The sequence below is a fragment of the Deltaproteobacteria bacterium genome, from assembly GCA_016223005.1.
Taxonomy (GTDB): Bacteria; Desulfobacterota; GWC2-55-46; order UBA9637; family GWC2-42-11; genus JACRPW01.
This window is the reverse complement of the sequence record JACRPW010000019.1, coordinates 1-25,250: the sequence shown is the minus strand read 5'-3', so window position 1 is coordinate 25,250 and position 25,250 is coordinate 1. Positions and strand designations below refer to the sequence as shown.

The following is a 25,250-nucleotide window of genomic DNA, read 5'->3' as shown; positions in this document are numbered from 1 at the left end:
CTGGCAAAGGCACTTATATTGACCTACTTGACTGCTTTGAAAAAGCAGGTATGGAGTTACGCCCGGAAATTGATGAATACTTTGCACGTTACAACAGGTAATAAAAAAATAGGGATGTGTGTCAATATGAGATACTATTAATATCTCCGCCCAAATGAAAATCTCTGAAGTCTTTTTCAGCCTTCAGTGAATTTAAAGGTGAGAATAATGGAGACCAAAACAATAAATCCCCACTATGTTCCGCTGCTTGTTCCGCTCAATATCCATCGCAGAGGGAAAGATTTAGAAAGGAGGCTGTGAAATGACCGAATGCCAAAATGACACTTACAAAGAAGTCCTTGACAGGCTTGAAGATGTCAATAGATACCTGAACCTCCCTGACGCTATTTACAACAGACTCCGCATACCAAAGAGAGCAATAATCGTATCTGTGCCTGTTATGATGGATGACGGAACCGTGAAATTTTTTGAAGGCTACAGAGTTCAGCACAACACGGCACGGGGACCTACAAAAGGTGGCATCCGCTACCACCCCAAAGTAACCTTAAATGAGATTACTGCCCTTGCAGCGCTTATGACATGGAAATGTGCAGTTGTTGACATTCCATTCGGTGGTGCAAAGGGGGGGATTGCCGTAGATGCAACAAAGATGTCAAGGGATGAAATCAAGAGGATGACTAGGAGATACACATATGAACTCCTTCCGTTTATAGGTCCTGAGCAGGACATACCCGCGCCTGATATGTATACAAACGAACAGGTAATGGCATGGATTATGGATACATACAGCATGGCAAAGGGCTACTCTGTGCCGGGCGTTGTTACAGGAAAACCTATCTGCATAGGCGGTTCTATGGGAAGGAGGGAGGCGACATCAAAAGGACTTGTTGCAGTCCTGCTGGAGGCAGTCAGGAATTTGGGACTTTCTGTTGAAGGCTTGAGGACTGCGATAATCGGCTTTGGAAATGTCGGCGCAATTGCCGCAAGACTTCTTTATGAAAAGGGGGCAAAGATTGTTGCAGTGAGCGATTCCAAGGGCGCAATATATAATTCAAGAGGTTTGAATATAATTGATGTTCTGAAATTTAAAAGAGAAAATAAAACAGTTGTTGGATTTAAGCCTGCTGATAATATCACGTTGGATGAACTCATCTCTATTGACTGCGATGTGCTTATCCCCGCTGCTACAGAAGGACAGATAAATTCAAAAAATGCAGGGACTGTCAGGGCAAAGATAATTGCAGAGGGCGCAAATGCACCCACAACACCAGATGCAGATAAGATTTTAAATGACAAAAGTGTAATTATGCTCCCTGATATACTTGCAAATGCAGGCGGTGTTGTTGTCTCATACTTTGAATGGGTTCAGGATTTACAGAGATTTTTCTGGAAAGAGGATGAAATATACAAAAGGCTTGAGGAGATTATGATAAATGCATACAGACAGGTATATGCCCTTTCAAAAGATAAAAATCTTGATATGCGGACATCTGCACTTCTGCTCGGTGTTAAAAGGGTTGCAGAGGCTATTGAGGTAAGAGGGCTTTATCCGTAATGATGAATAAAGACTGGGATAAAAGTTACACAGAGGGTGATGCGCCATGGGATACAGGTTTCCCTTCATCCGAACTAAAGAAAGTCATTAAAAGCGGTATTGTTAAACTATGTCGTGCCCTTGACATCGGATGCGGCACAGGGACAAATGCCATCTATCTTGCACAGAAGGGATTTGATGTAACTGCTTTAGATGTGTCTGATATTGCCATAAAAATGGCAATGGAAAAAGTAAAAACTGTCGGGGTCAAGGTAGATTTTATCAAAACAACTTTGCCTGATTTGAATATAAAAGGAGGACCGTTTGACTTTATCTTTGACAGAGGATGCTTTCATACCATTAAAGACAGCGATAGGACAATATTCGTTGAAATGCTAATAAAATTAACTACAGAGGGGAGTGTATATCTCATGCTGTGCGGCAATGCAAAAGAACCAAGGGAAGACGGTCCGCCAACCTTGAGAGAAGATGAAATAAGGGATGTATTTTCCGCATTCTTTGACTTTATCTGGCTTGAAGACTTCAGGTTTGATGCCAATAAAGAACAAAAACCAGGACCACTAGGTTATTCGTGCCTTATGAAAAGAAAAAATCAGATTATAGAAAATGACAAAAAATAACAAAAATAACAAAAATAACAAAACCCTTGACAAAAATTAGAAACTTTATTAGATTAATTCGGATAAAAATGGGCATAACAATTAGTTTCTTGTTTAAATTCTAAAGTGGGATGGATTAAATTATGAATAGCACATTCTTTGCAAAAAGGGAAAACAACAAAAAATGGTTTGTAGTGGATGCCAATGACAAGAATCTTGGCAGGCTTGCAAGCAGGATTGCAACAATATTAAAAGGTAAACATAAGCCGACCTATACACCTTCTATTGACACAGGAGATTTTGTAATTGTTGTTAATGCTGATAAAGTGACCTTCACAGGCAAGAAAAAAACAGACAAGATTTATTACCATCACACAATGTATCCGGGAGGTCTCCGGGCTGTATCACTCGGGAGTGTTCTGAAAGAAAAACCGGAAGAGGTTATAAAAAAGGCAGTATGGGGAATGCTTCCAAAGGGCAGGCTTGGAAGAGATATGATGAAAAAACTAAAAGTTTATGCAGGAAACACGCATTCTCATCATGCACAAAAACCGGAAGATTTAATATTATCCCAAAAATAGACATTGATTTTTACGGATTATTATAAGGAGAGTTATGAGTGAAATATCTTTAAGTGGCACAGGAAGAAGAAAGACCTCTGTTGCAAGGGTTATATTAAAACATGGAAGCGGCAATATTGTTGTTAATGGCAAACCAATGGATAATTACTTTGGCCGCGAGACACTGCAGATGATAATCAGACAGCCGCTGCAATTAACAAAGACCCTTAATAAGTATGATATAAATGTAAATGTAGACGGCGGAGGAGTATCAAGTCAGGCAGGTGCAATTCGTCATGGTATTGCGCGGTCACTTCTAAAATCAAATCCTGACCTTCGTTTAACTCTAAAAAAAGCGGGATTCTTAACAAGGGACCCAAGGATGAAGGAACGAAAGAAATATGGACAGAAGGCTGCCAGAAAACGATTCCAGTTTTCAAAACGATAATATTTGCAAATATTTTACAAAAGGGGAAGGTCTTATATGGATCTTCCCCTTTTTTATTATACAGAGCGTCATAACTTTGCATACCTGCCTGCCTGTGTGTTGCCGGCCTGTGCTACGGCAGGCACGCAGACAGGCGTTGCGGCGTATGCTAAACATACGCCTTACTCTTCACCCGACCCACGCCACTTGGCGTGGGTGCCCCGGCTCCTTGGTCTGCTTTGTTCTGACGCTCTGTATGCGGCTTTATTTATGTCGTTATGTATAGCGCCCTATGAAGATTAAAAAAATAGAAATACTAGGCTTTAAATCATTTATTGATAAAACTGTAATTACCTTTCCAAAAGGTGTAACAGCAATTGTTGGCCCGAATGGCTGCGGCAAGAGTAATATCGTTGATGCGATTCGCTGGGTGCTTGGTGAACAAAATGCAAGGCATCTGAGAGGAAAATTAATGGAGGACATAATATTTGCAGGGAGTGAGACGCGGAAACAGATCGGCATGGCTGAAGTTGTATTGACACTCTCAAATGAAGATGGCATTGCCCCTCAGGAATATGTGAATTTTACAGAGATAGAAATTTCAAGAAAACTCTTCCGATCAGGCGATAGTGAATATTATATAAACAAGGTGGAATCCAGATTAAAAGATATTGTTGACCTTTTCACTGACACGGGTATCGGCACAAGGGCATATTCCATCATTGAACAGGGACAGGTGGGATGGCTTGTAACTGCAAAACCTGATGAGAGGCGAATCTTGTTTGAAGAGGCTGCTGGCATAAACAAATACAAGCATAGAAAGGACGCAGCAGTTAGAAGGTTGGATGCAACAAAAGAGAACATTACAAGGGTAAACGATATTATAAACGAAGTAAAAAGGCAGTTGAATTCTCTTAACCGTCAGGCAAAAAAGGCGGAAAGATATAAGGTCTTAAGAGATGAACTTAAAGACATAGAATTATTCCTGTCGCTAGCAGAATATAAAAGGTTGGAAGACGGCAAAAAAGAGGCAAGAACAAATCTTGAAAGATTAAAAGAAAAAGATATGGAGATTTCTGCCAGCATAAACCAGAAAGAGATTTTGCTGGAAGACTTGCGGATAAGATATATTAAAGAAGAGACTGAACTAAAAGAGATAAAATCCCTGCTTTTAAGCATAGGGGATTCTATTCAGACAAGGGAAAGGACTGTAGAACTTAATGAAATAAGGATTAGGGAACTGAAAAGAAACGAAGATAGGCTCCTTAAAGAAATAGATGAATTGAACTGCCATAAACAAAAGGTGGGTGACGAGTTAGAGGAATTAAAAAAATCTGCGGAAGAAATTTTTAATGCAATAAAAGTAAAAGAAGATGAACTTATTAGTGAAGAAAAGATTTTTAGCCACATCTCAGAAATGCTGTCTCATAAGGATAAGGAACTGAAAGATAAAAGTGCTGTCCTTGCTGATATAATAGCAAAAATATCCCATATAAAAAATGTATTGCATGTCTGCCTGAAAGACGAAGACACCCTCCATCTGAAAACAGGCAAGGCAGAAAGGGAAAAAAATGAAATAGAAAAGATTGCCTGTATTAAAGAAAGGGGTATCTCTGAATTAAAGGAAAAGAACAAAGAGGCAGACTTCATAAAAAGAGAGACTGAGGGTAAAGAAGGCGCTACTATTCAAGAGGTCAAAGCCCTTGAAGAAAAACTGCTTCAAATAGACATAGAGCAAAAGTCTGATAAAGAGGCACTTGCTGTAACATCTTCAAGGCTTTCTACACTTAAAGAGTTTGAAGATAGTCTTGAGGGTTTTCAGGATGGGGTCAGGTCAATACTTAAAAATAAACAGGGGGCAGGTATTCATGGCATACTTGCTGAGTTTATAGAAACATCACCTGAATATGAAAAGGCTGTTGAGGCAGTCATGGGTGAGAAACTTAAGTATGTAGTGGTAGATGGCTTAAATGACAGCATTCTGGCAGTAGAATATCTTAAAACTAATGAACTCGGCAGAGGCAGTTTTGTCCCAATTGATATTAAGGGATATGCATCAGTTGGCAGAAATCCCAATCTAAAAACAGATGCAGGCGATATAAATGCAGAACCTCTGCTCAATCATGTCAGGGCAAAAATCGGCCATGCCTCTGTAATAAATTATATTTTGTCAGATTGCCTTGTTGTAAAAAGCCTTAAGGATGCCGCTTTGATATGGAATTTAAACGGCATGGGTAAAACCGTTGTTACTATGGAAGGAGAGATTATTGATGCCTGCGGTATAGTAACAGGAGGAAGCAGCAGGGAGAATGCAGGTGGTATTCTGCAAAAAAAGAGGGAAATAAAGGAACTCTCATCCAAGTCATACGAGTTAGAGCAAAAGGTTGTGAAAATGGATAGAGATATATTGGACTTAAAAAATAAAATAGACACTGCAAAAAAAGAACTTGAGGAATTAAGAAGATTGCGACATTCAAAAGATATAGAACTGGCAGGCATTGAAGGCAGTATAAGACAAGAGGAATCTGAACTTGCAAGACTTAAGGAAAGATTAAATGTGGTTGATTTTGAAATAGAAGAATCAAAAATACAACTAATGGATACTGCAAAGAAGAAGACAGAACTTGCCGTGGAACGAGAGTCTCTTGAAGATAGTCGCAGTAAAACACAAGACATTGTAACTGCACTTGAGCAGGAGGTTTCAAATCTGTCAAAGAGAAAAGAGTCCATCTACAGCAGTTTAACAGAGATAAGGGTAGCAATTGCTTCATTAAGAGAAAGATACGATGCCTTGAGATATAAACAGATAGAAAAGGGGCAGTTTATTGGTGATGCAGTAAATAGAATAACTGCAAAGAAAGACGAAATCAGTGCCGGGACAATAGAAATCCACAATATTGAATCTAATCTGCATGATATACAAAAAGAGATTTTAAACCATTTAAAGCAGAAGGATGACACCCGCAAAATAGAGATAGTTCAGGAAGAGGGTCTCAATAAAACAAGGGCTGAAATTAGTAGTATTGATAGTGCCCTTAAATCCATGAAGCATGAACTGAATATTGTGCATGAAAATATAAATAGCATAAATCTTGAATTAAATGGACTGAGGCTCAAGTCTTCTCATCTTCTGGAAAAGATGAATGAAAAGTATGGCGTGAGGATAGATGCGTATATGCCTTCTGAAGAATTCAATACAATGGAAAGAAATACTGTATTAAACAGATTAGAGGAATTGAAGACCCAGATAGATTCTCTTGGAGAGGTGAGCCTTTCTGCCCTTGATGAATATGCCGAACTGGAAAGAAGACATCAGTTCCTCCTGGACCAGCAGACCGATTTGACCAATTCCATTGAAACACTTAAGAAGGCAATAAACAGGATTAACAGGACAACAAGGCAGCGGTTCATAGATACATTTGATGCAATAAATACAAAGTTTCAGGAGGTTTTCCCTGTATTCTTTCCGGGCGGCAGGGCAGAGATCAGGCTTGTTGATGAAGAGGACATACTTGAAAGTGGGATAGAAATCGCTGCCCAGCCTCAGGGTAAAAGATTACAGGGTATAAACCTGCTGTCAGGCGGAGAAAAGGCAATGACAGCAACTGCCCTTATCTTTTCAATATTCCTTATAAAACCAAGTCCATTTTGCCTGCTTGACGAGGTTGACGCACCGTTGGATGATGCAAATATAAACAGGTTTAATGCCTTCCTTAAAGAGATGGCAAAAAAATCCCAATTCATACTTATAACCCACAATAAAGGTACCATGGAAATTGCCGATACCCTTTTTGGCATAACTATGGAAGAACCGGGAATATCAAAGGTTGTATCTGTAGACTTAAATTCATAAACCAAAAAATATGCTCTGGGTAATCCTTGCCTTTACTACTGCTTTTTCTCTTGCAACTGCTGATGCCTTAAGTAAAAAGGCAATGACAAAGAGTAATGAGTATGTCATAGCATGGGTAAGAGAGGGGTATGCACTCCCGTTTATTGCCCTTGCCTTTATATTTATCCCTATACCGCATCTGGACAAACAGTTCTGGATTTCTACTATTGTACTACTTCCGCTGGAGATTATTGCAATCATCCTTTATGTAAAGGCAGTGAATATCTCGCCTCTGTCACTGACCATACCATTTATGGCATTAAGTCCTGCATTTGTAATTGTCATATCCTATATTCTGCTTGGTGAATTACCGGATAAGTCAGGATTTATAGGCATACTCCTTATTGTACTAGGGGCATACCTGTTGAATGCAAATGGGAACAGTAAGGGTAAGGGTCTTCTTTTTCCTTTAAAGGCAATAGTAAAAGAAAAAGGCTCAGTGTTTATGATTATAGTCTCGTTAATATACAGCATAACCTCTACTATCGGAAAGATTGCAGTTCAGCACTCAAGCCCTGTATTTTTCGGTTTCTTCTATCCCTTTCTTCTGACCATTATCCTATCAGTAATTCTTGGCATAAGAGGCTGTTTTCAGCAGATTGTATCAAGACCCAGAATGTTTTTAATCATAGGGTTTGTTACATCAATAATGATTGTATCTCACTTCATGGCAATCAGTATGGCTGATGTTGCCTATGTAATATCTATAAAAAGGACAAACCTCATTTTTAGTATAGTTTATGGGACAATTATATTTAAGGAGGTGAATATAAGAGAAAGGATGTTAGGTTCTATGGTTATGTTGGCAGGTGTTGTTTCTATCACACTATTTTGAACATTGATTAACAAAATCTAAACCTGTGCCAATTTCATCCGCAACCATTTTTGCAGCGAGGACAGGATTTATAGCGTCCCTGACAGGTCTTCCTACAACAATATAATCAGCGCCGTTTTTAACAGCCTCATATGGAGTTACAAATCTCTTCTGGTCATCCTTTTTTACATCTCCCCATACAGGTCTTATACCCGGACATACGGTTATAAAATCCCTGCCAAGCGCCTTTTTAACATATCTTACCTCAAGCCCTGAACATACAACACCGCTGCAGCCTGCCTTTTTTGCAAGTTCTGCACGGTGTAAAACAAGTTTTAGGGGGTTTTGTAATTCTTTTCTCAAACCCATCTCTTTAAGGTTTTTTCCTGAAAGACTCGTTAAAACAGTAACTCCCAGAACCTTTGTTTTTTGTGATGAGCCGTTAGCAGCTGATTTGAGTAAACTAGTGTCATCACAATGGACTGTTACAAAATCCACACCATGCCTGCTTGCTGCTGCGTATGCCCTACGCACAGTTTCAGGGATGTCATGGAATTTCATATCAAGGAATATCTTTGCCCCGCCTTCTTTTTTAACCATCCTGATAATATCGGGTCCTTCACTTACAAAAAGTTCAAGCCCTATCTTGAAGACATCTATATCCTTTTTAAGGAGTCTTACAAATCTTCGTGCCTCTTTCAGATTCGGCACATCAAGAGGAAATATTATGCGGTCTTTTGGGGAAAGGTGTGTGGTCATGTATTTAAACAATTGGCAGGCAGCAAGTATTGTCTGCTGCCTGCCAATTGTTGTTTCTACGCTGCCTGTTTCTTTGTGAAGTTCAAAAGTCCGCCAGCCATAATTATCTCTATCTGCCTAGCGCTGAAGCCGTGCTTTAACTGCATGTCCTTATTCTTTGAGATATTTTTAAGCGTAACTGCTTCACTGTTTGCCAGATTATCAAGTCTCAACTCAAGTTCATCGCCCTGCTCCACTGCATCATAATCTCCTGCATTTGCAAATGTTAGCGGCAGTATGCCGAAGTTTATGAGATTGTCCTTATGGATTCTTGCAAAAGATTTTGCAAGAACAGCCTTTATGCCAAGATACATCGGACACAATGCTGCATGTTCCCTTGAAGAACCCTGTCCGTAGTTTTCACCGCCCATAACAAACCCACCGCCTTGTGCCTTTGCCTTTTCATGGAACTGGGCGTCAATTGCGGAAAAAACGGACTCTGAATATTTTGGCACATTTGACCGGTACTTTAGCCATGTTCCTGCCGGTGTTATGTGGTCTGTTGTGATGTTGTCACCAAGTTTTATAAGCGCATTCCCTTTGATGCTTTGCCCCGGTATTTGTGCCTTTGGAAGTTCTTTAATATTAGGACCCCTTAATACCTCAACCTTTGACGGGTCTTTTGCAGGTGGAATAATCATGGAATCGTCTATCAAAAATTCCTTTGGCATCTTTATTTTCGGGAATTTGCCGAGTTTTCTCGGGTCTGTTATTACGCCGTAAATGCTTGCCGCTGCCGCAACCTCCGGACTGCAAAGATAGACCTGCGCATCCTTTGTCCCGCTCCTTCCTTCAAAGTTCCTGTTGAATGTCCTTAAGGATACGGCTTTTGATGACGGTGATTGACCATTACCTATACACGGACCGCATGTTGCCTCTAAAATCCTTGCACCTGCTTCAATAAGATGAGCCAGCCCTTTGTTCAGACTTATCATCTCAAGCACCTGTTTTGAACCAGGTGAGATTGTAAGATTGACATCAGGATGAACCTTGAAACCGCCTTTGTGAAAAACTTCAGCAACTGTCATCAAATCCTTGTATGATGAGTTTGTGCAGCTGCCCACGCAAATCTGGTCAACCTTCATGCCCTCAACATCAGATACCTTGCATATTGCATCAGGGGAGTGCGGTTTTGCAAGCATTGGCTCAAGTTTAGATAAGTTTATTTTGATTTCCTCGTCATATTTTGCATCAGGGTCAGGCAGCAGTTCCTTCCAGTCCCCCTCCCTTTTCTGTGCTTTTAGAAACTCCCTTGTAATCTCATCGCTTGGGAATATGGATGTTGTAGCGCCAAGTTCAGCGCCCATATTTGTTATGGTTGCCCTTTCAGGCACGGTTAAATTCTTTATCCCCTCGCCGCCGTATTCAATAACCTTTCCAACTCCGCCCTTGACAGTGAGTTTTCTTAAGAGTTCAAGGATTACATCCTTTGCAGATACCCAAGGTTTTAATTTGCCCTTAAGATTTACAAGAACAACCTTTGGAGATGTTAAATTAAATGGGCCCCCGCCCATTGCAACAGCGACATCCAGCCCGCCTGCGCCTATTGCAAGCATTCCGAGTCCGCCGCATGTCGGGGTGTGGCTGTCAGAGCCGAGCATTGTCTCTCCCGGCACGCCGAACCTTTCAAGGTGAACCTGATGGCATATACCATTTCCCGGCTTTGAAAAATATATGCCGTATTTTGCTGCCAGTGTCTGCAAAAATCTGTGGTCATCTGCATTTTCAAAACCGCCGTATTGAAGGGTGTTGTGGTCAACATAACTTACAGACCTTTTTGTCTTGACCCTTGGCACGCCCATTGCTTCAAACTGAAGATACGCCATTGTGCCTGTTGCATCCTGCGTCAAAGTCTGGTCAATTTTTATGGCAATCTCTTTGCCCGGAGTCGTCTCGCCAGACACAAGATGACTCTCTATTATTTTTTGAGTAATATTTTTACCCATAGATTTGTCCTCCCCTATTAAAGATGATTTTGGGTGTTTAAACTATCAAAAAACTCACCAAAAAGTCAAAAGGTTCTTTTTACAATCATATCCCTTGCCTTTTTAAGTATCCCCTTTTCATCTTCATATCTAACCAGTTGGATTGCATCATCAATTGGAAACCACTGGCAGTCTGTCACCTCTGTATCATGGTCTTGGACATCTCCATCTGCATATTCCATTAAAAAGAAATACACGATTTTGAAAAACCGTATCATCTCATCATTTTCTTTATGACAGTAGAAGTACTGAATATGCCCGATGTTTTTTATAATTTTGCCATCAAGTCCTGTCTCCTCTTTTACCTCTCTATGTGCAGTCCTTGCAATATTTTCACCCTTTTCCACAAGACCCTTGGGGAGTGTCCAGACCTTGCCGTTTTTTACAGAAATAAGCGCCACATAAGTCTGTTCAAGAGTCTTGCGGAAGATTACACCACCTGATGAGATTTGTCTTTCTGTTTTCACCTTTGTCTGAAAATACCATCAAAAAGGCTAACTACCCTACTGACAAACCATCTATTTATAGTGAAAAGCGCGAAGCTAAAAATGAAAAACAAAGATACATTGGTTTTACGCTTCTCGCTTTAAGTTTTTCGCTCCTTTTTGTAGGCAGGGCAGTCAGCATCTACTCGGCATGCTGCTCCCTAAAATGTTCAAAACCTTCTTTTTCTATTTTCATTTCCATGCCATCTTGAGCAATGACCTTTATCCCATTCTCTTTTGGAACTATTTCACCTATTGCAGTTATAGGCAGATTAATCTCTTTTGATAATTCCTCTATTTCTTCTTTTCTTTCAGGTCTTGCTGTAAAGAGGAGTTCATAATCCTCCCCACCTGACATAGCAAATGTAATGTCATCCGGTTTATTCAGGATGTGCCTTTTCATTGCTGTGGATAAAGGGATGTTGGATAGTCTGACCCTTGCACCAACACCGCTTTTCTCTGCGATGTGTCTTAAGTCCTGGATAAGACCATCGCTTATATCTATCATTGCTGATGCGAGTCTTTTTTCTGCAATAAGTCTTCCCTCCTTAACACGCGGCACAGGGTTTATATGTTTTAGCATAGCATCCCTCATAAATGGATCTGTTACTGGCTCCGTCCCTTTTGTTTTCCATATCCTGAGTCCAAGGGCTGAATCACCTAAAAACCCTGTTGTATATACTATATCTCCGACTTTTGCGCCGTTTCTATAAACCACTTGTTCTGTCAATGCCTCTCCAATTACAACTGATTCAATAATAATCCTGTCAGGTGATGATGATGTATTACCGCCAATGAGAGCCATATTAAATTCTTCTATCCTTTCCTTGACGCCTCTGTAAAACAAATCTATAAATTCAGTCAATGTATGTTCCGGCATAGCAATGGATGTCAAGAGGTATTTCGGTATCCCGCCCATTGCAGCAATATCGCTTAAAGACACGGCAACTGCCTTCTTGCCAAGAACATACTGGGATGTATATGATGATAAAAAGTGCACATCCTCAACAAGCATGTCAGTTGTTATCAATAGACATTTGTTATCAAACTTTATAACCGCAGCATCATCACCAATACCCTTTAAGATATTATGGTTAGACACCTCAAATTGTGTCAAAAATTTTTTTATTATATTTAATTCTCCAAACTCTTTAATCTGCATATCATCTCACAAGGGCATTTCTACTGTTTCTTACAGGTAATCTCCTGCCGGGTTTTATCATCTTTGACGGGGTTTTTATATCAGGTTTCTTTTTCAGGGCAACCTTTAAGACATCGTCCATATGTCTGACAAAGACAAAGTTCATCTTTTTTCTTAAGTCCTTTGGTATTTCCTCCATGTCTTTCTTATTCCGTTCAGGCACAAGCACAGTATTTATATTTGCCCGAAGGGCAGCAAGTGCCTTTTCCTTGAGTCCTCCGATTGGAAGAACCCTGCCGCGAAGGGTAATCTCTCCTGTCATTGCTACATCCTTGCTGATAGGTGTCTTTGTGAGCGTTGATATAAGCGCAGCTGCCATAGTAACACCTGCGGACGGACCGTCCTTTGGGATTGCGCCTGCCGGGACATGGATGTGTATGTCAAGTTCTTTATAAAAATCTGCATCAAGCCCAAGTTCTCCTGCCTTGCTTCTTGCGTAACTAAGCGCTGCCTGTGCAGACTCCTTCATTACATCACCCAACTGACCTGTCAGGGTAAGGGTTCCCTTGCCCTTCATAATCGTTGCTTCTATATAAAGTATCTCACCGCCAATAGGCGTCCATGCAAGCCCTGTTGCAACACCAACCTCATCCCTTTCCTGTTCATCTTCCGGTGGAAATTTAGGGATACCAAGAAATTCGTGCAGATTTTCCGGCATTATAACTGTTATTTTATTGCTGCCTTCCGCAACCTTTCTTGCAACCTTTCTGCATATAGATGCAACCTCCCTTTCCAGATTTCTGAGCCCTGCCTCCTTTGTATACTGGGATATAATCATTTTTATCGCATCATCGGTTATATTGATTATCTTTTTGCTTAAACCATGGTCTTTCAGTTGTCTATGTATAATAAACTTTTTGGCAATCTCCAGTTTTTCCTCTTCTGTATAACCATGGATATTTATAACCTCCATCCTGTCCTTCAATGCAGAAGGTACCGGGTCAAGGAGGTTGGCAGTGGTTATGAACATCACCCTTGACAAATCAAACGGGAGGTTAAGGTAATGGTCACTGAATGCAGAATTCTGTTCAGGGTCTAAAACCTCAAGCAGCGCTGATGAAGGGTCGCCTCTGAAATCTGAACCTATCTTATCTATCTCATCCATCATAAAAACAGGGTTGTTACTGCCTGCCTGTTTGATTCCCTGAATAATCCTGCCGGGTAACGCAACAACATATGTCAGCCTGTGTCCCCTGATTTCTGCCTCATCTCGGACACCGCCAAGTGATACCCTAACAAACTTCCTTCCCATTGCCCTTGCAATGCTCCTTCCCAACGATGTCTTGCCAACACCGGGGGGGCCAACAAAACAAAGGATAGGACCCTTGATTCTATCCCTGAGTTTTCTTACAGCAAGGTATTCAAGGATTCTGTCCTTTACCTTTTCAAGGTCATAATGGTCTTCATCAAGGATTTTCTTTGCCTTTTTTATATCCAGAATATCCTTTGTGCCTTTACTCCACGGCAGTTCAATAAGCCAGTCTAGATAGGTTCTTACAAGGGTTGCCTCTGCTGCGTCAGGGTGCATCATCTCAAGCCTGTCTGCCTGTTTTAATCCCTCCTTCTCTACATCCTTTGGCATCTTTGCCTTTTTTATCTTTTTCTTTAACTCGTTAATCTCGTCAGTTATCTCTTCTGTCTCTCCAAGTTCTGTTTTGATGGCACGTATCTGCTCTCTCAAGAAATATTCCCGCTGGGTCTTATCCATCTCCTCTTTTGCCTGAGACTGTATCTTTGCCTGAACTGTTGCAACCTGCAGTTCCCTGACAAGATATTCATTAACCTTCTCAAGCCTCTGAACTGGGTCAATGGTATCAATCACCTTTTGCGCATCCTGAACCTTTAAGGCAAGATTTGATGCCACAAGGTCAGCAAGTCTGCCCGGCTCCTGAATATTTTCTATTATCATCATGATTTCCGGCGAAATAACTCTTCCAAAGGCTGAAAGTTTTTCCAACTGCTCCCTCACATTCCTCATCATTGCTTCCATCTCAAGAGTTATATTGGAAACAGTTATTTCCTTTAGTTTTTCAATGGAAACCACATAGGTAGGCTTTTCCTGCAAGAAGTTGGCAATCTTTGCCCTTGAGAGCCCCTGCACCAGAATCTTAACCCTGCCGTCAGAAAGTTTAAGCATCCTCATTATCATACCAACAGTGCCTATTGTATAAAGGTCTGCGGCATCAGGGTCCTCTTTTGTCATATCCTTTTGTGCTGCAATAAAAACAAGCCTATCCTTGGCAAGTGCAGTATCTACTGCACTTATAGACCTTTCCCTGCCCACAAATAAAGGCACTATCATAAATGGGAAAATAACAATATCCCTGACAGGTAAAAGTGGAAGGGTGTCAGGTATTACTACAATCTGTTCCTGTTCCTTGATTTCTGTAGACACTATATATCCTCCGTTAAATACAGGTGTCAGTAAAAGCAAAAAAACCTGAAACCTATCACCTGTTTCATTCTACAGGTATCTTCTTTTGCACACCTCTCCTATCGCTGAACTTTGGCAATGTGATTTTAAGTACGCCGTCCTTATATACAGCCTTTAATTTCGCTGTATCAACAGGAGAGGTTAGTTCCACAACACTGCAAAATTTTCCAAACGAACGTTCCATGCACACAAACTTCATCTTTTTATCATTGTAGTTTTCATATTTTATACCCTTGATGGTAATAGCGCTGCGCATAAAACTTATCTCTATATCTTCCTTTTTTACGCCCGGCAGTTCCATCTCTATTATAATGCAGTTATCAGTTGAAAATATATCAATTAACGGCTCATAATTTATCTGCGCAGCAACATCGTCCGTGTTGCGGTTTGCAAACCCCCCAAAGAGGTTGTTAAGTATTCCCCCAAGTTCTATGGGTATTGACGGCTCTTTCATGTTTTTTGTCCTTGCCATATAAAAAGTGCAGGAGTTGAGGAGTTATAGAGTTAAAAGAGTTTCTAACTCCGCAACTCCCTGACTCCTAAACTCAACAACTCATCTATATCTTTAGTCCCTTTAAAAACCTCTTGAATTCATCTTTAATGTCTTCTCTTTTAAGGGCATAGGATACATTAGCCATTAAAAAGCCAACCTTATCTCCGGCATCGTATCTCGTGCCTTCAAACTCAAGGGCATAGACATCCTGTTCCTTAACTATCTGTCTTAACCCGTCTGTCAACTGTATCTCCCCTCCGGCACCATGATGAGTATTTTCAAGGGCTTCAAAGATTTCAGGTGATAATATGTATCTGCCGATTATTGCAAGATTTGAAGGAGCATCTTTTGGATGAGGTTTCTCAATCATATCAAAGACCCTGTAAATCCTGTCCTTTACCTTTTCAGCCTTGATTATTCCGTATTTATGGACATCTTTTTCAGGCACCCTTTGGACAGCAAGGATGGTTGCAGGATATTTATCAAAGACAGATAACATCTGTTTCATAACAGGGACACGGCTGTCTATCACATCATCACTTAAAAATACTGCAAATGGTTCTCTGTTAACAAGGTTTTTTGCACACAGGACTGCATGTCCGAGTCCAAGTGGTTTTTTCTGCCGTGTATATGAGAAATGGATTAGACTGGATATATCGTCTATCATCTTTAATATGTCTGTCTTCCCCTTTTCTTTTAAAAGTGACTCAAGTTCAAAAGATATATCAAAGTGGTCTTCTATGGCAGTCTTGCCCATACCTGTAATTATAATAATCTCATCAAGCCCTGAATTATTAGCCTCTTCAACTGAGTACTGTATAAGGGGCTTATCAATCAAAGGGAGCATCTCTTTTGGGATTGCCTTTGTCGCAGGTAAAAACCTTGTCCCAAAACCAGCAGCAGGGAATACAGCCTTTTTAATCTTCATATAGACCCTCTACCACCTTTCATAGTGTATTATATCCTCCAACATCTTCCTATTCTTTTCTTCTCTGACAAGAGGTGTTTTAGGGTAACCTACTGCAATAATCGCAACAACCTCTATATCATCAGGGATATTCAGTATATTCTTTACAACCTTAGGGTCTATTGCTGCAATCCAGCATGTCCCAATGCCTTCTGCGGTTGCAGCAGAAATCATCTCTGTTACTGCTATGCTCACATCAACCCATGCATAATTTTTATTGTCTGCCTTTCTTACCCATGCGCCCTTTGGTTCAGCACATACAACTATAACAAGCGGTGCATGTTTAAACCCCTCTTTTATAAAAACCTCATTAAGTCTTTCCCTTTCCTTATTCTTAACAAATATAAAGTGCCATGGCTGTCTATTAGCAGCACTCTGCGCCCTTTGCAGCACCCCTTTAAGCCTCTCTACCTTTTCGCTTTCAATATCTTTATCCAAAAACTCTCTGATGCTCTTTCGTCTTTCAAAGAGTTCATAAAATATCTTTAACCTTTCATCCATATATTCACTCCTCTAAATCTAATGTATTGATATTATATACCTTCTTTTTAGATTTTAGAAAAGATTTTTTTTAAGGAGATATAAAAATGCAAAAAATCACCCGCACTGTTTCACGAAGAGCCATAATTTTTATTGCATTCTTTATTGATTAGGGTTAGGAATTGTTTATATGGCTGCGAAAAAGAATATGCTTCGGCAAAAGGACATATTGAAACTGCGTAAAGACTTTGTAATAAGGGCTGTATATTCCTCTAAAAAAGATTTGGATACAAACATACATCTTGTTGGAGGTGTGGTCAGAAACCTTGTGTCAAAACTTCCAATGGGCTGTGATTATGATTTTGTCCTAACCTCAAAAATAAAAGAGACTGCTCTGAGGCTTGCCTTAATTCTAGGCGGGAGTCCTTTTCTTCTGGATAAAGAGACAGGTTCTTTTAGAATTGTTATAAGAAAAAATAATTTAAGGGTGACAGTAGATTTATCACCACTCAAAGGCAGGGATATAACTCACGACCTCTTTATGCGGGATTTCACAATAAATGCAATGGCTGTTAATGTGGAGGAACTTTTTGAAACAGATACAGTTGAAATCATTGACCCATTAAAGGGAGTCAGTGACAGCAGAAGAAGATGTATAGTGCTGATAAAAGACACTATCTTTGAAGATGACCCTGTAAGACTGCTTCGTGCTGTCAGGCTGTCTGCACAATATGGATTTTCTATAAGCAGGGAAACAGAAAATATCATAAAGTCAAAGGCACACCTCTTAAAAACATCATCATGGGAAAGGATAAGGGATGAGTTTTTTATAATACTTAACTGCCACAACATCAGGCATAATCTGAAAAAACTGTATGCCGTAGGCTTGCTTCAGGAGATATTTCCTGAAATCAGGGATTGGGAGATGCTGTCAAATTATGATTTAATGTCCCATATTATTCAAGCCGTTACAGAGGGAGAGAAACTTCTATATGACATAAAGAAGATTATGCCAGAATATTTAGACGCTATTTCATCGCATTTTGACTCCATAGTTGAAAATATACCAAGAATATGTCTTTTTAAGTTAGGAATATTTCTACATGATATTGGAAAGCCTGTTACCATGAAGATAGATGAAAGAGGAATACGGTTTACAGGGCATGACCTTGAGGGTGAAACTATTGTCAAACGGATAGCAAAAAGGTTAAAACTTGGCAAAAAACCTGCAAAGACACTTTGCAGCCTTGTAAGAAATCACCATAGGATATTTACTATGGCGTCTCAGGAAAAGATTCCATACAGGACAAAGGCGCATCTGTTCAGGGCAATGGATAAAGACGGCATAGACCTCCTCTTTCTTTCCCTTGCAGACGCAAGGGCAACAAGGGGCGGTGAAGACTATCGTCTTGTGCAGGTTGTAAGAGAACTTATTTCTTTTTACTACAATATATATAGCATTAAGAAACAGCCTCCTCTTTTAAAAGGTGATGATATTATGAGGCTATTTAAGATACCTGAAGGTGTAATGGTGGGCAGGATACTCAAAAAGGTTCAGGATACTGAAGGTGAAGGTCGGGTAAAAAATAAGAAGGAGGCTATAGAGTTTATAAGAAGATGGCTTTTGGATGAGTCAAAATAGGTTGACTTTTAAAAACAAAATATAGTATGAATTGTTCAGGGTTTATCCTAAATAACGAACAATTCATCACTCATAACCGCAATATATGCGGGTGTAATTCAATGGCAGAATGGAAGCTTCCCAAGCTTCATATGAGGGTTCGATTCCCTTCGCCCGCTCCATTCCTAATGGATTGTTGAATAACTTAAATTGTGCAGAGGCTCAATCCCGAGTTCATTTAAAATCTTCTTATTCCTCTTGCCTTTAAGCCTTATCCATCTTTCATAAACCCGCAGAATATCCTGCCTTGCTGTCAGAGAACACCGCTCACTTACCTCTGTAAGCAGGTCTACAAATACCTTAAACCTTTCTGCCAACTCAGAGTAAAGGCTATTCAATTCCCCTTTTGTCAGGTTTGCCAGATAATTGTAAGATGCTGCGCCAATGTTTGTGTAATAATCTATATCAACTACCTTTCTGCTTAAACTATCTGAAAAGAATCCTGACAAATAAAGAGAGGCATCGCCTATCTCCCTGAAGGCGGTTCGCTGTAGAGTTAGACTGGAATTAAGAGCCTTACCCATAAGAATAACAAGAGGTTCATCTTCAACTTTTTTTATCTTTTTGGCATCCATGAATTCAGTTAAAAGGTTTACGAGATAGAACTCTACTAGTATATTCATTTCAATCCTCTGATTTCTGATAGCATCATCTATCATCTCTTTAAAATAAAGTGATGGTGTGGTTTCTATATTCATAAAATCATTTCACCTTTCCCTGCTTAAAACCCAGCATCAAGTGTGGGGCAGGCTCTGCAGTGGCATGTTTAACAATCTCTTAATTTAGTTATCGGCTTTATCACCTCTTTTCTTTAGACAAACACTATCTAAGCCCAAAAATAGACTTTGATTTTTGGGGCTAATGGTAGGGATTGACAAGATATGTTAAATAATTGTAGATTTATAATGTAGATACATTGTGTTAAAACACAACAGGAGGCGCATAAAAATGTTTACTATTATTTTTGTGTTCATCTTTTCACTGTTCACTTTTCATTCTTCACTTTCCACTGTATCACATGCTTACACGCATGACACATCTCTAATAAAGTGGAGGGAATATTCAGCGCAGGCATTTGAAGAAGCAGCAAAAGAGAAGAAGCCGGTATTTATGCTCATTACAGCGGTGTGGTGCTATTGGTGTCATGTGTATAGGGAAAAGACTTTAGAGACAAAAGATATTGCCGAATACATCAACAATAATTACATCCCTATATTTGTTGATTATGATAGACGAAAAGACATTGCCTCAAAATATCCAGCAGGCGGGCTGCCAACAACAGTTATTCTCATGCCTGATGGAGAAGAACTGGTTGCAGTGCCGGGTTATATAGAAAAGGAGCAGCTCCGTGTAAACCTTGATAAGACCCTTGCATTTATACAAAAGGAATACAAACCAAAGGCAAAAGAATTGACAGAGGATATTTACAGGGAGAGGCGAAACCTTGCTAAAGATGACCTGCAAAAGTATGTAGAGCATTTTGAGAGGACTATAGTTGACAGATACGATACCCTGTTCGGCGGTTTTGGATTGAGAGAAAAATATATATATGGCAGGGTGGTTGACCATTTTCTTGATATTTACGAGGCAGGCAAGGGTAAGCCATATCTTAATATGGCTTTGAAGACCCTTGACAGCATGGCAGGGAGGAACCTGAAGGCTATCAAATCAAAGAGACCATCTTTTGATGAGTTAAAAAAACTCAGAGAGGATGTGAAGCAGCCTGACTGGATTAACAAGATTGCCCGTTTGCAGACAGACGACAAGATAATAGGGCTTTTTGAGAAGGTTGAGGGCGGGTTTTTCAGGTATGCAACACAGCGGGACTGGAGCGTGCCTCATTATGAAAAGATGCTGGAAGACCAGGCTGATATTATAAAGGCATATATTCATGCCTTTAAGATAACAAAAGACCCGTTTTATAGGGATGTAGCAAAGAGGTCTATAGAGTATGTTTTAAAAAACCTGTATGATGAAAAGGATTCCAGATTCTACGGCAGTCAGGACGCTGATGAGGTCTACTATCACTTTACACTTGAGGAAAGAAAAAAGGTTGCCCTGCCCCGCACAGACAGGACATCCTATACACATACAAATGCCAATATGATAATCACGCTTTTATATGCAGGGGATGTTTTGAATGATACAAAATATAAAAAGGTGGCAGTAAAATCACTAGATTTCTTTTTGAACAATATGATGACTGAAAATGGTGTATTGAGTTTTTATGACCCCCAAAAGAAAAAAGGGTTTTTAGACGGACAACTGGAAGACAATGCATGGTTTGCAATGGCTTTCCTTGAGGCATATAAAAGCACAAAAGAGAAGAGATTTCTTGAAAAGGCTGAGGCTGTGATTTCATTCTCCATAAAAAATCTTTATGATGATAAAAACGGCGGATTTATTGAGAGAAAATCCACTGCAAAAGAATTATACAGGGAAAAGGAGCTTATAAGTTACAGAAAACCTTATGGCATCAATAGCGTCATGAGTTATACACTTGTGAACTTGTATGAATTGACAAAGAACAAAGAATACATTGAAAAGGCAAAAGATGGTATTGGACTTTTTTACGAGGATATGAATGTTGAGTTTCAGTCCATTCCGTTCCAAAGAGTGGCTAGGTATCTGTTAAGGACCAAGTAATAATAACAATTTTATATGCTTAAAATAAAGTGATGCAAGAGGGATTAAAGAACTTGACAATAGTATATCTACTTTGCTAGTTTCCAAATTTCAAAATTACACAGATTGTTCTAACATTATTCCCATAAGATAGAAATGTCAGCATAAGGTAAGGAGGTATTTTTAATGAAAAAACGGTTTTTGCTGGCTCCTGGTCCTACGCCTGTGCCTGCAGAGATAAATCTGGCAATGGCTCAGCCGATGATTCATCACAGGACGCCGCAGTTTTCAGCAATCTTCGGAGAGGTAAAGGAAGATTTAAAATATTTATTTCAGACAAAACAGGATGTCTTAATCCTTGCTGCATCTGGAACTGGCGCTATGGAAGGTTCTATTACAAATTTGTATTCGCCCGGTGATGAAGTTATTGTAATAAATGGCGGTAAGTTTGGTGAGAGATGGGGCAAAATCGCAGAGGCATATGGTCTAAAAGCCCTTTGGCTTAATGTTGAATGGGGAAAGGCAGTAAACCCTGCTGATGTAAAAAAGGCGCTTGATGCGAACCCTAATATAAAGGGTGTATTGGTTCAGGCAAGCGAGACATCTACAACAGTTGCGCATCCTATAAAGGAACTGGCAGAACTTACAAAAAAGAAAGATAACTGCCTCTTGATAGTTGACGGCATAACCTCTGTAGGCGTGTTTCCAACACCGATGGATGAATGGGGCATTGATGTTTTGGTATCAGGTTCTCAAAAGGCATTCATGCTCCCGCCGGGTCTTGCATTTGCTGCGCTGAGTGAAAAGGCATGGAAATTTCAAGAGACTGCAAAATTGCCGAGATTTTATTTTGATTTTAAAAAGGAAAGAAAAAATCTAAAGGACAATACAACGGCATACACGCCGGCAGTTTCTTTGATAATCGGCTTGCGAGATGTTTTAAAGATGCTCAAACAAGAAGGGTTTGAAAATGTCTTTGCAAGACATAACAGGCTTGCAAGGGCGACAAGGGCTGCTGCAAAGGCAATGGGCTTGAAACTCCTTGCGCCTGATGCGCCGTCAGACGCAACAACAGGCGTGTATCTGCCCGAATCTGTTGACGGCGGAAAATTTGTAAAATATCTAAGGGATGATATGGGCATTACAATGGCAGGGGGGCAAGACCAGTTAAAGGGTAAGATTATTAGAATCGCTCACCTTGGGTATATAGACACATTTGATATTATCATTGCAATATCTTCAATTGAGATGGCTTTAAGAAAATTTGGGCATAAGACTGAGTTAGGTAAAGGTGTGGCGGCAGCTCAGGAGATATTGATGGAGGGATATAAGTAAACAAATAAAACAGTAAGCAGTATAAACGGCTTTTCTTACAGCGAGACCTTTGAATTTCACCCTTCATTGCCGCGACAGGTCATGTGATAAATTACATGGCATTGCTATATGAAGTCTATACCCAAAAATAGACATTGATTTTTTTACGGCTATAGCATTTTAAAATCTGTTTTGCCAATGTAAAGAATTGCCCTCAAAAGCCTTTTCCTGTCCTCTTTCACGATGAGCCTAAAAATTATCTAAAAGGATTGAGCCATGAAAGCCAGTTTATAATCCTATATCTATGGCTCACATGTGAAACCTGAAAATACGGCACAAGTTCTCCTCCAAATTCTGATTTAAAAGTAGCTATTGATTTGTCTTCAGCGCCCACAAGGTCAAGCACCTTAAACCCTTTTTCCCGTAAGTATTCTATTTCACGCCATTGAAGGAGAGAGGGGGCATTTGTGCTGATGTATTCAGGGTCAAAACCGCCCAATAAATAGTAGCCTGCTTTGCGTTTTGCATCCTTGAGTGTTATATGAACAGCCACAGCCTTTCCGCTGTTGCCAACCATGGCAAACAGCAGTGTTATATTTTCTCTATGTCTTGTATAAATCTGGGAGAGTTGCTCCTGTGTTACAGGGGGAGATAACCCTTTTCTCTTATAAGTCTTTTCCAATAACTCATGTGCAGTTTCAGGGTTGTCCATCTCTTTAACTATGATGCCTGCTTTTTCTGCATTTCTCATTTTATTTCTGCGGTTTGGCGGGACTTTTGAAATATCTATTGATGGCAAATCAATACAATAAGTATACTGAACTGAAGTTCGCCAGTCCTGCCATGAGAATGCTCTTATGTCGTTTAAGTGGTGATTATTTGTCACAACAACAAAATCAAAGTTTGACTGTAAGACCTGTGCGATAGCATCTGTTATTTCAAGCGTATGACGGGTGGTCCTATCTGAAAATTTTGAGAGGGAAGGCGATAAAACACAGGAGTTAGTGGGACATAATGGAATGCGTCCAGCGATTGCCATGCCAAACTTTTTTGATGCGGTTAGTGTTACACCGCCTATGATGCTGTCTCCACTAAAGACCCCTAATATCTTAAGGCTGCATCCCATAATCTCAGAAATCGTGGCAAGCCAATCTGTTTCATCAAAAATTGATACAGTGGACAACTCAGATACAAACTTGTCCCAGCACCCATACTCATTAACATTTAAGAATCTTGCTTGTATTTCTGACATACCTGTCTATTCCTGATTTAAAAAAAGGACTCACCTTTTCTCTTGACAGGGTGCCTTTTAATGGGTGTCCCCTTTTCCTGTCCTTTTCCTGTCCTTTTCCTGTCCAAATTAACATATTTATATTTCACTTAAAACTTCGGTGATTTTTTGCTCCATTATGCCGACAAGTTTTTTGTTAGCCTCAATAATTTTTTCCTGTTCTTCCATTTCAGCGACGAGCTGTTTTTGGATTTCAAGCGGTGGAAGCAGGATTTTAACTTTATATGCGTCATTACGATTTAATCCGGGTACTCCTGCTTGGATATTCACTTTACCTAAATCAAGCGTTGCCATAATAAGGTATAAAAATTTCAAATCTACTTTTTGGTCTTTCAAATGAACATAGAAAGTCGTATCAATCGGAAAACCGCTTTTTTCGGAATAAACCACCGCTCCTGCTGTGCCTTTTCGCCCGACAATAATAAATGGTCCTTTTACAAGATATTCATTGTGAAAGCCAACGATGCCATTTGACCCATAAACTGGATATTCTCCGCCTTTACGACCAATTTCTTTAAGGGGTTTTCCATATTCAAAAGTGCAAACTTCCCCCAACTCTACCCACTCGACATCTTTCATCTTTCTAATCGATTGGCCAAAATAGCGTCTCTCTCTCTCTCTAAATTATCAATCACCGCTTTGGCGGCTTCAATCGCTTTTTGTTTGACTTCAATCTGCTCAACGATTTCTTTTTGGACTTCAAGCGGCGGAAGGGGAATCTTTATTGAGCGCAATTTTTCCTGATTCAGCTTTGGCACAGTTACACCCGTAACATATGGTGCGAGATCCATCCTGTTCAACATAGGGACAAGAAAATCGTCCAGTAATTTCTCTCGATCTGGCCTTAAAACATGAGCGTGGTTGTTGACCCAATATTTGCCGTCAGCAATAAAAGCGGTCTTTTCTCCAACCCCCCACTTAGCGCCATCCTCACCAACCAAAACAAGTTTTTCATCAAAAATATATTTATCGACATAATCGACAATTCCTGTAGCGCCGTAGTACGGGTAAGGACCTTGCTTTCTGTCGGCTTCTTTTACTGGCTTGCGTTGACTATCTAAAATTTCACAAACCTCGCCCAACTCAACCATCGGCCATTTTTGATTGGCAAAATTGACCACTTCTTTATATCTGTCGCCCGAAAGATTATAGTCGCCGCTCTCGGCGATTTTGTCTTTGGCGGCAAGATGAGCGACATCTCTCCATTTGTCATTCCCGCGAAGGCGGGAATCCAGTTCCTTTTTTAATTTTTCTGGATGCCCGGTCAAGTCGGGCATGACAGAGAGAATGTTTTTATATGCTTTGATAACTTCAAGCGCGAGAGGCAAATCGTTTTTATCAATTCCCCGCCTTTGCGCGCCAAGGTCAAAGCCGTCGTTTTGAATTTTCAAAAACAGAATTTCCTTTGTTTTCTTGGCAAGACCATTGTCAAAAAGCAAAATGCTGGTTTTCACTCCGGCGTAAGGATTGAAAACTCCGGCGGGCAGGGAAACCACCGCCAAAAGCCCGTCTTCAATCAATAATTTACGCAACGCTTTATAAGCGGTCGCGGATTGAAAGATTATGCCTTCCGGCACGATAATGCCGGCCCGGCCATTGGGCCGCAAATGCTCCAAGATATAATCCACAAACAAAACTTCGGAGCGGTT

General features: G+C 40.1%; 21 protein-coding genes and 1 tRNA gene. 10 read left to right on the top strand and 12 right to left on the bottom strand.

Annotation, left to right across the window (positions count from 1 at the left end; translation table 11 throughout):
• The first annotated feature begins 301 nt into the window (after window positions 1-301).
• The 6 genes from HZC45_02440 (at window position 302) to HZC45_02415 (ending at window position 7,868) form a co-directional block, all read left to right on the top strand.
• Window positions 302-1,555: a Glu/Leu/Phe/Val dehydrogenase gene (locus HZC45_02440; protein MBI5682021.1), complete on the top strand. Its 1,254-nt coding sequence runs from the start codon at window positions 302-304 to the stop codon at window positions 1,553-1,555.
• Window positions 1,555-2,175: a methyltransferase domain-containing protein gene (locus tag HZC45_02435; GenBank protein ID MBI5682020.1), complete on the top strand. Its 621-nt coding sequence runs from the start codon at window positions 1,555-1,557 to the stop codon at window positions 2,173-2,175. The genes HZC45_02440 and HZC45_02435 overlap by 1 nt, the downstream gene beginning before the upstream one ends.
• Before the next feature lie 122 nt (window positions 2,176-2,297).
• Entirely contained in the window at window positions 2,298-2,735 is a 438-nt protein-coding gene (gene rplM, locus HZC45_02430; GenBank protein ID MBI5682019.1) for a 50S ribosomal protein L13, read from the top strand.
• A gap of 34 nt (window positions 2,736-2,769) precedes the next feature.
• Window positions 2,770-3,162 (top strand): 30S ribosomal protein S9, encoded by a 393-nt coding sequence (gene rpsI / locus HZC45_02425; protein ID MBI5682018.1) that lies wholly within the window; start codon window positions 2,770-2,772, stop codon window positions 3,160-3,162.
• 271 nt (window positions 3,163-3,433) lie between these two features.
• On the top strand, window positions 3,434-6,994 hold the full coding sequence (gene smc / locus HZC45_02420) for a chromosome segregation protein SMC (protein MBI5682017.1): 3,561 nt from the start codon (window positions 3,434-3,436) through the stop codon (window positions 6,992-6,994).
• Between the two features lie 10 nt (window positions 6,995-7,004).
• Window positions 7,005-7,868 carry an EamA family transporter gene (locus HZC45_02415; GenBank protein MBI5682016.1) on the top strand — a complete coding sequence of 288 codons (864 nt, stop codon included), beginning with the start codon at window positions 7,005-7,007 and terminating at the stop codon, window positions 7,866-7,868.
• Here HZC45_02415 and pyrF read toward each other — a convergent pair.
• From pyrF to HZC45_02375, 8 genes are all read right to left on the bottom strand, one after another.
• Window positions 7,860-8,606 carry an orotidine-5'-phosphate decarboxylase gene (pyrF, locus tag HZC45_02410; GenBank protein MBI5682015.1) on the bottom strand — a complete coding sequence of 249 codons (747 nt, stop codon included), beginning with the start codon at window positions 8,604-8,606 and terminating at the stop codon, window positions 7,860-7,862. The two genes, HZC45_02415 and pyrF, sit on opposite strands and share 9 nt — an antisense overlap.
• Window positions 8,607-8,662: 56 nt before the next feature.
• The gene (locus HZC45_02405) at window positions 8,663-10,591 is read right to left on the bottom strand and encodes an aconitate hydratase (protein ID MBI5682014.1); all 1,929 of its coding nucleotides are present in this window, start codon (window positions 10,589-10,591) and stop codon (window positions 8,663-8,665) included.
• A 65-nt stretch (window positions 10,592-10,656) separates the two neighbouring features.
• Entirely contained in the window at window positions 10,657-11,097 is a 441-nt protein-coding gene (locus HZC45_02400) for an NUDIX hydrolase (protein ID MBI5682013.1), read from the bottom strand.
• A gap of 160 nt (window positions 11,098-11,257) precedes the next feature.
• Window positions 11,258-12,277 (bottom strand): thiamine-phosphate kinase, encoded by a 1,020-nt coding sequence (gene thiL, locus HZC45_02395; GenBank protein ID MBI5682012.1) that lies wholly within the window; start codon window positions 12,275-12,277, stop codon window positions 11,258-11,260.
• A gap of 1 nt (window position 12,278) precedes the next feature.
• Window positions 12,279-14,618, bottom strand: coding sequence for an endopeptidase La (lon, locus tag HZC45_02390; GenBank protein MBI5682011.1), 2,340 nt, complete (start codon window positions 14,616-14,618; stop codon window positions 12,279-12,281).
• A 157-nt stretch (window positions 14,619-14,775) separates the two neighbouring features.
• Window positions 14,776-15,222, bottom strand: a complete 447-nt coding sequence (locus tag HZC45_02385) for an Hsp20/alpha crystallin family protein (GenBank protein ID MBI5682010.1) — start codon at window positions 15,220-15,222, stop codon at window positions 14,776-14,778.
• An 85-nt stretch (window positions 15,223-15,307) separates the two neighbouring features.
• On the bottom strand, window positions 15,308-16,171 hold the full coding sequence (gene galU, locus HZC45_02380) for a UTP--glucose-1-phosphate uridylyltransferase GalU (protein ID MBI5682009.1): 864 nt from the start codon (window positions 16,169-16,171) through the stop codon (window positions 15,308-15,310).
• A gap of 9 nt (window positions 16,172-16,180) precedes the next feature.
• Window positions 16,181-16,711: a nitroreductase family protein gene (locus tag HZC45_02375; protein MBI5682008.1), complete on the bottom strand. Its 531-nt coding sequence runs from the start codon at window positions 16,709-16,711 to the stop codon at window positions 16,181-16,183.
• Between the two features lie 169 nt (window positions 16,712-16,880).
• Between HZC45_02375 and HZC45_02370 the strand changes: the two genes are divergently transcribed.
• The gene (locus tag HZC45_02370; GenBank protein ID MBI5682007.1) at window positions 16,881-18,332 is read left to right on the top strand and encodes a CCA tRNA nucleotidyltransferase; all 1,452 of its coding nucleotides are present in this window, start codon (window positions 16,881-16,883) and stop codon (window positions 18,330-18,332) included.
• 87 nt (window positions 18,333-18,419) lie between these two features.
• A tRNA-Gly gene (locus tag HZC45_02365) sits at window positions 18,420-18,493 on the top strand.
• Between the two features lie 3 nt (window positions 18,494-18,496).
• Here HZC45_02365 and HZC45_02360 read toward each other — a convergent pair.
• On the bottom strand, window positions 18,497-19,069 hold the full coding sequence (locus HZC45_02360) for a hypothetical protein (protein MBI5682006.1): 573 nt from the start codon (window positions 19,067-19,069) through the stop codon (window positions 18,497-18,499).
• Window positions 19,070-19,319: 250 nt separating this feature from the next.
• On the opposite strand from HZC45_02360, the gene HZC45_02355 reads away from it, so the two are divergent.
• Complete coding sequence (locus HZC45_02355) at window positions 19,320-21,017, top strand: thioredoxin domain-containing protein (protein ID MBI5682005.1); 1,698 nt, start codon at window positions 19,320-19,322, stop codon at window positions 21,015-21,017.
• A 165-nt stretch (window positions 21,018-21,182) separates the two neighbouring features.
• Window positions 21,183-22,331 carry an alanine--glyoxylate aminotransferase family protein gene (locus HZC45_02350; protein ID MBI5682004.1) on the top strand — a complete coding sequence of 383 codons (1,149 nt, stop codon included), beginning with the start codon at window positions 21,183-21,185 and terminating at the stop codon, window positions 22,329-22,331.
• Between the two features lie 235 nt (window positions 22,332-22,566).
• On the opposite strand, the gene HZC45_02345 is transcribed toward HZC45_02350, so the two are convergent.
• The 3 genes from HZC45_02345 to HZC45_02335 all read right to left on the bottom strand — a co-directional run.
• Window positions 22,567-23,562, bottom strand: coding sequence for a GNAT family N-acetyltransferase (locus HZC45_02345; GenBank protein MBI5682003.1), 996 nt, complete (start codon window positions 23,560-23,562; stop codon window positions 22,567-22,569).
• 117 nt (window positions 23,563-23,679) lie between these two features.
• Window positions 23,680-24,180, bottom strand: a complete 501-nt coding sequence (locus tag HZC45_02340; protein MBI5682002.1) for a restriction endonuclease subunit S — start codon at window positions 24,178-24,180, stop codon at window positions 23,680-23,682.
• Window positions 24,177-25,250: restriction endonuclease subunit S (locus HZC45_02335; protein MBI5682001.1), on the bottom strand; the 1,074-nt coding region annotated here is incomplete at its 5' end. The genes HZC45_02335 and HZC45_02340, both read right to left, overlap by 4 nt.

Excerpts from the sequence above, each read along its gene's own strand:
- HZC45_02440 (MBI5682021.1), top strand. The coding sequence starts at position 302 with ATGACCGAATGCCAAAATGACACTTACAAAGAAGTCCTTGACAGGCTT.
- HZC45_02435 (MBI5682020.1), top strand. The coding sequence starts at position 1,555 with ATGATGAATAAAGACTGGGATAAAAGTTACACAGAGGGTGATGCGCCA.
- rplM (MBI5682019.1), top strand. The coding sequence starts at position 2,298 with ATGAATAGCACATTCTTTGCAAAAAGGGAAAACAACAAAAAATGGTTT.
- rpsI (MBI5682018.1), top strand. The coding sequence starts at position 2,770 with ATGAGTGAAATATCTTTAAGTGGCACAGGAAGAAGAAAGACCTCTGTT.
- smc (MBI5682017.1), top strand. The coding sequence starts at position 3,434 with ATGAAGATTAAAAAAATAGAAATACTAGGCTTTAAATCATTTATTGAT.
- HZC45_02415 (MBI5682016.1), top strand. The coding sequence starts at position 7,005 with ATGCTCTGGGTAATCCTTGCCTTTACTACTGCTTTTTCTCTTGCAACT.
- pyrF (MBI5682015.1), bottom strand. The coding sequence starts at position 8,606 with ATGACCACACACCTTTCCCCAAAAGACCGCATAATATTTCCTCTTGAT.
- HZC45_02405 (MBI5682014.1), bottom strand. The coding sequence starts at position 10,591 with ATGGGTAAAAATATTACTCAAAAAATAATAGAGAGTCATCTTGTGTCT.
- thiL (MBI5682012.1), bottom strand. The coding sequence starts at position 12,277 with ATGCAGATTAAAGAGTTTGGAGAATTAAATATAATAAAAAAATTTTTG.
- lon (MBI5682011.1), bottom strand. The coding sequence starts at position 14,618 with ATGATAGTGCCTTTATTTGTGGGCAGGGAAAGGTCTATAAGTGCAGTA.
- HZC45_02385 (MBI5682010.1), bottom strand. The coding sequence starts at position 15,222 with ATGGCAAGGACAAAAAACATGAAAGAGCCGTCAATACCCATAGAACTT.
- galU (MBI5682009.1), bottom strand. The coding sequence starts at position 16,171 with ATGAAGATTAAAAAGGCTGTATTCCCTGCTGCTGGTTTTGGGACAAGG.
- HZC45_02375 (MBI5682008.1), bottom strand. The coding sequence starts at position 16,711 with ATGGATGAAAGGTTAAAGATATTTTATGAACTCTTTGAAAGACGAAAG.
- HZC45_02370 (MBI5682007.1), top strand. The coding sequence starts at position 16,881 with ATGGCTGCGAAAAAGAATATGCTTCGGCAAAAGGACATATTGAAACTG.
- HZC45_02360 (MBI5682006.1), bottom strand. The coding sequence starts at position 19,069 with ATGAATATAGAAACCACACCATCACTTTATTTTAAAGAGATGATAGAT.
- HZC45_02355 (MBI5682005.1), top strand. The coding sequence starts at position 19,320 with ATGTTTACTATTATTTTTGTGTTCATCTTTTCACTGTTCACTTTTCAT.
- HZC45_02350 (MBI5682004.1), top strand. The coding sequence starts at position 21,183 with ATGAAAAAACGGTTTTTGCTGGCTCCTGGTCCTACGCCTGTGCCTGCA.
- HZC45_02345 (MBI5682003.1), bottom strand. The coding sequence starts at position 23,562 with ATGTCAGAAATACAAGCAAGATTCTTAAATGTTAATGAGTATGGGTGC.
- HZC45_02340 (MBI5682002.1), bottom strand. The coding sequence starts at position 24,180 with ATGAAAGATGTCGAGTGGGTAGAGTTGGGGGAAGTTTGCACTTTTGAA.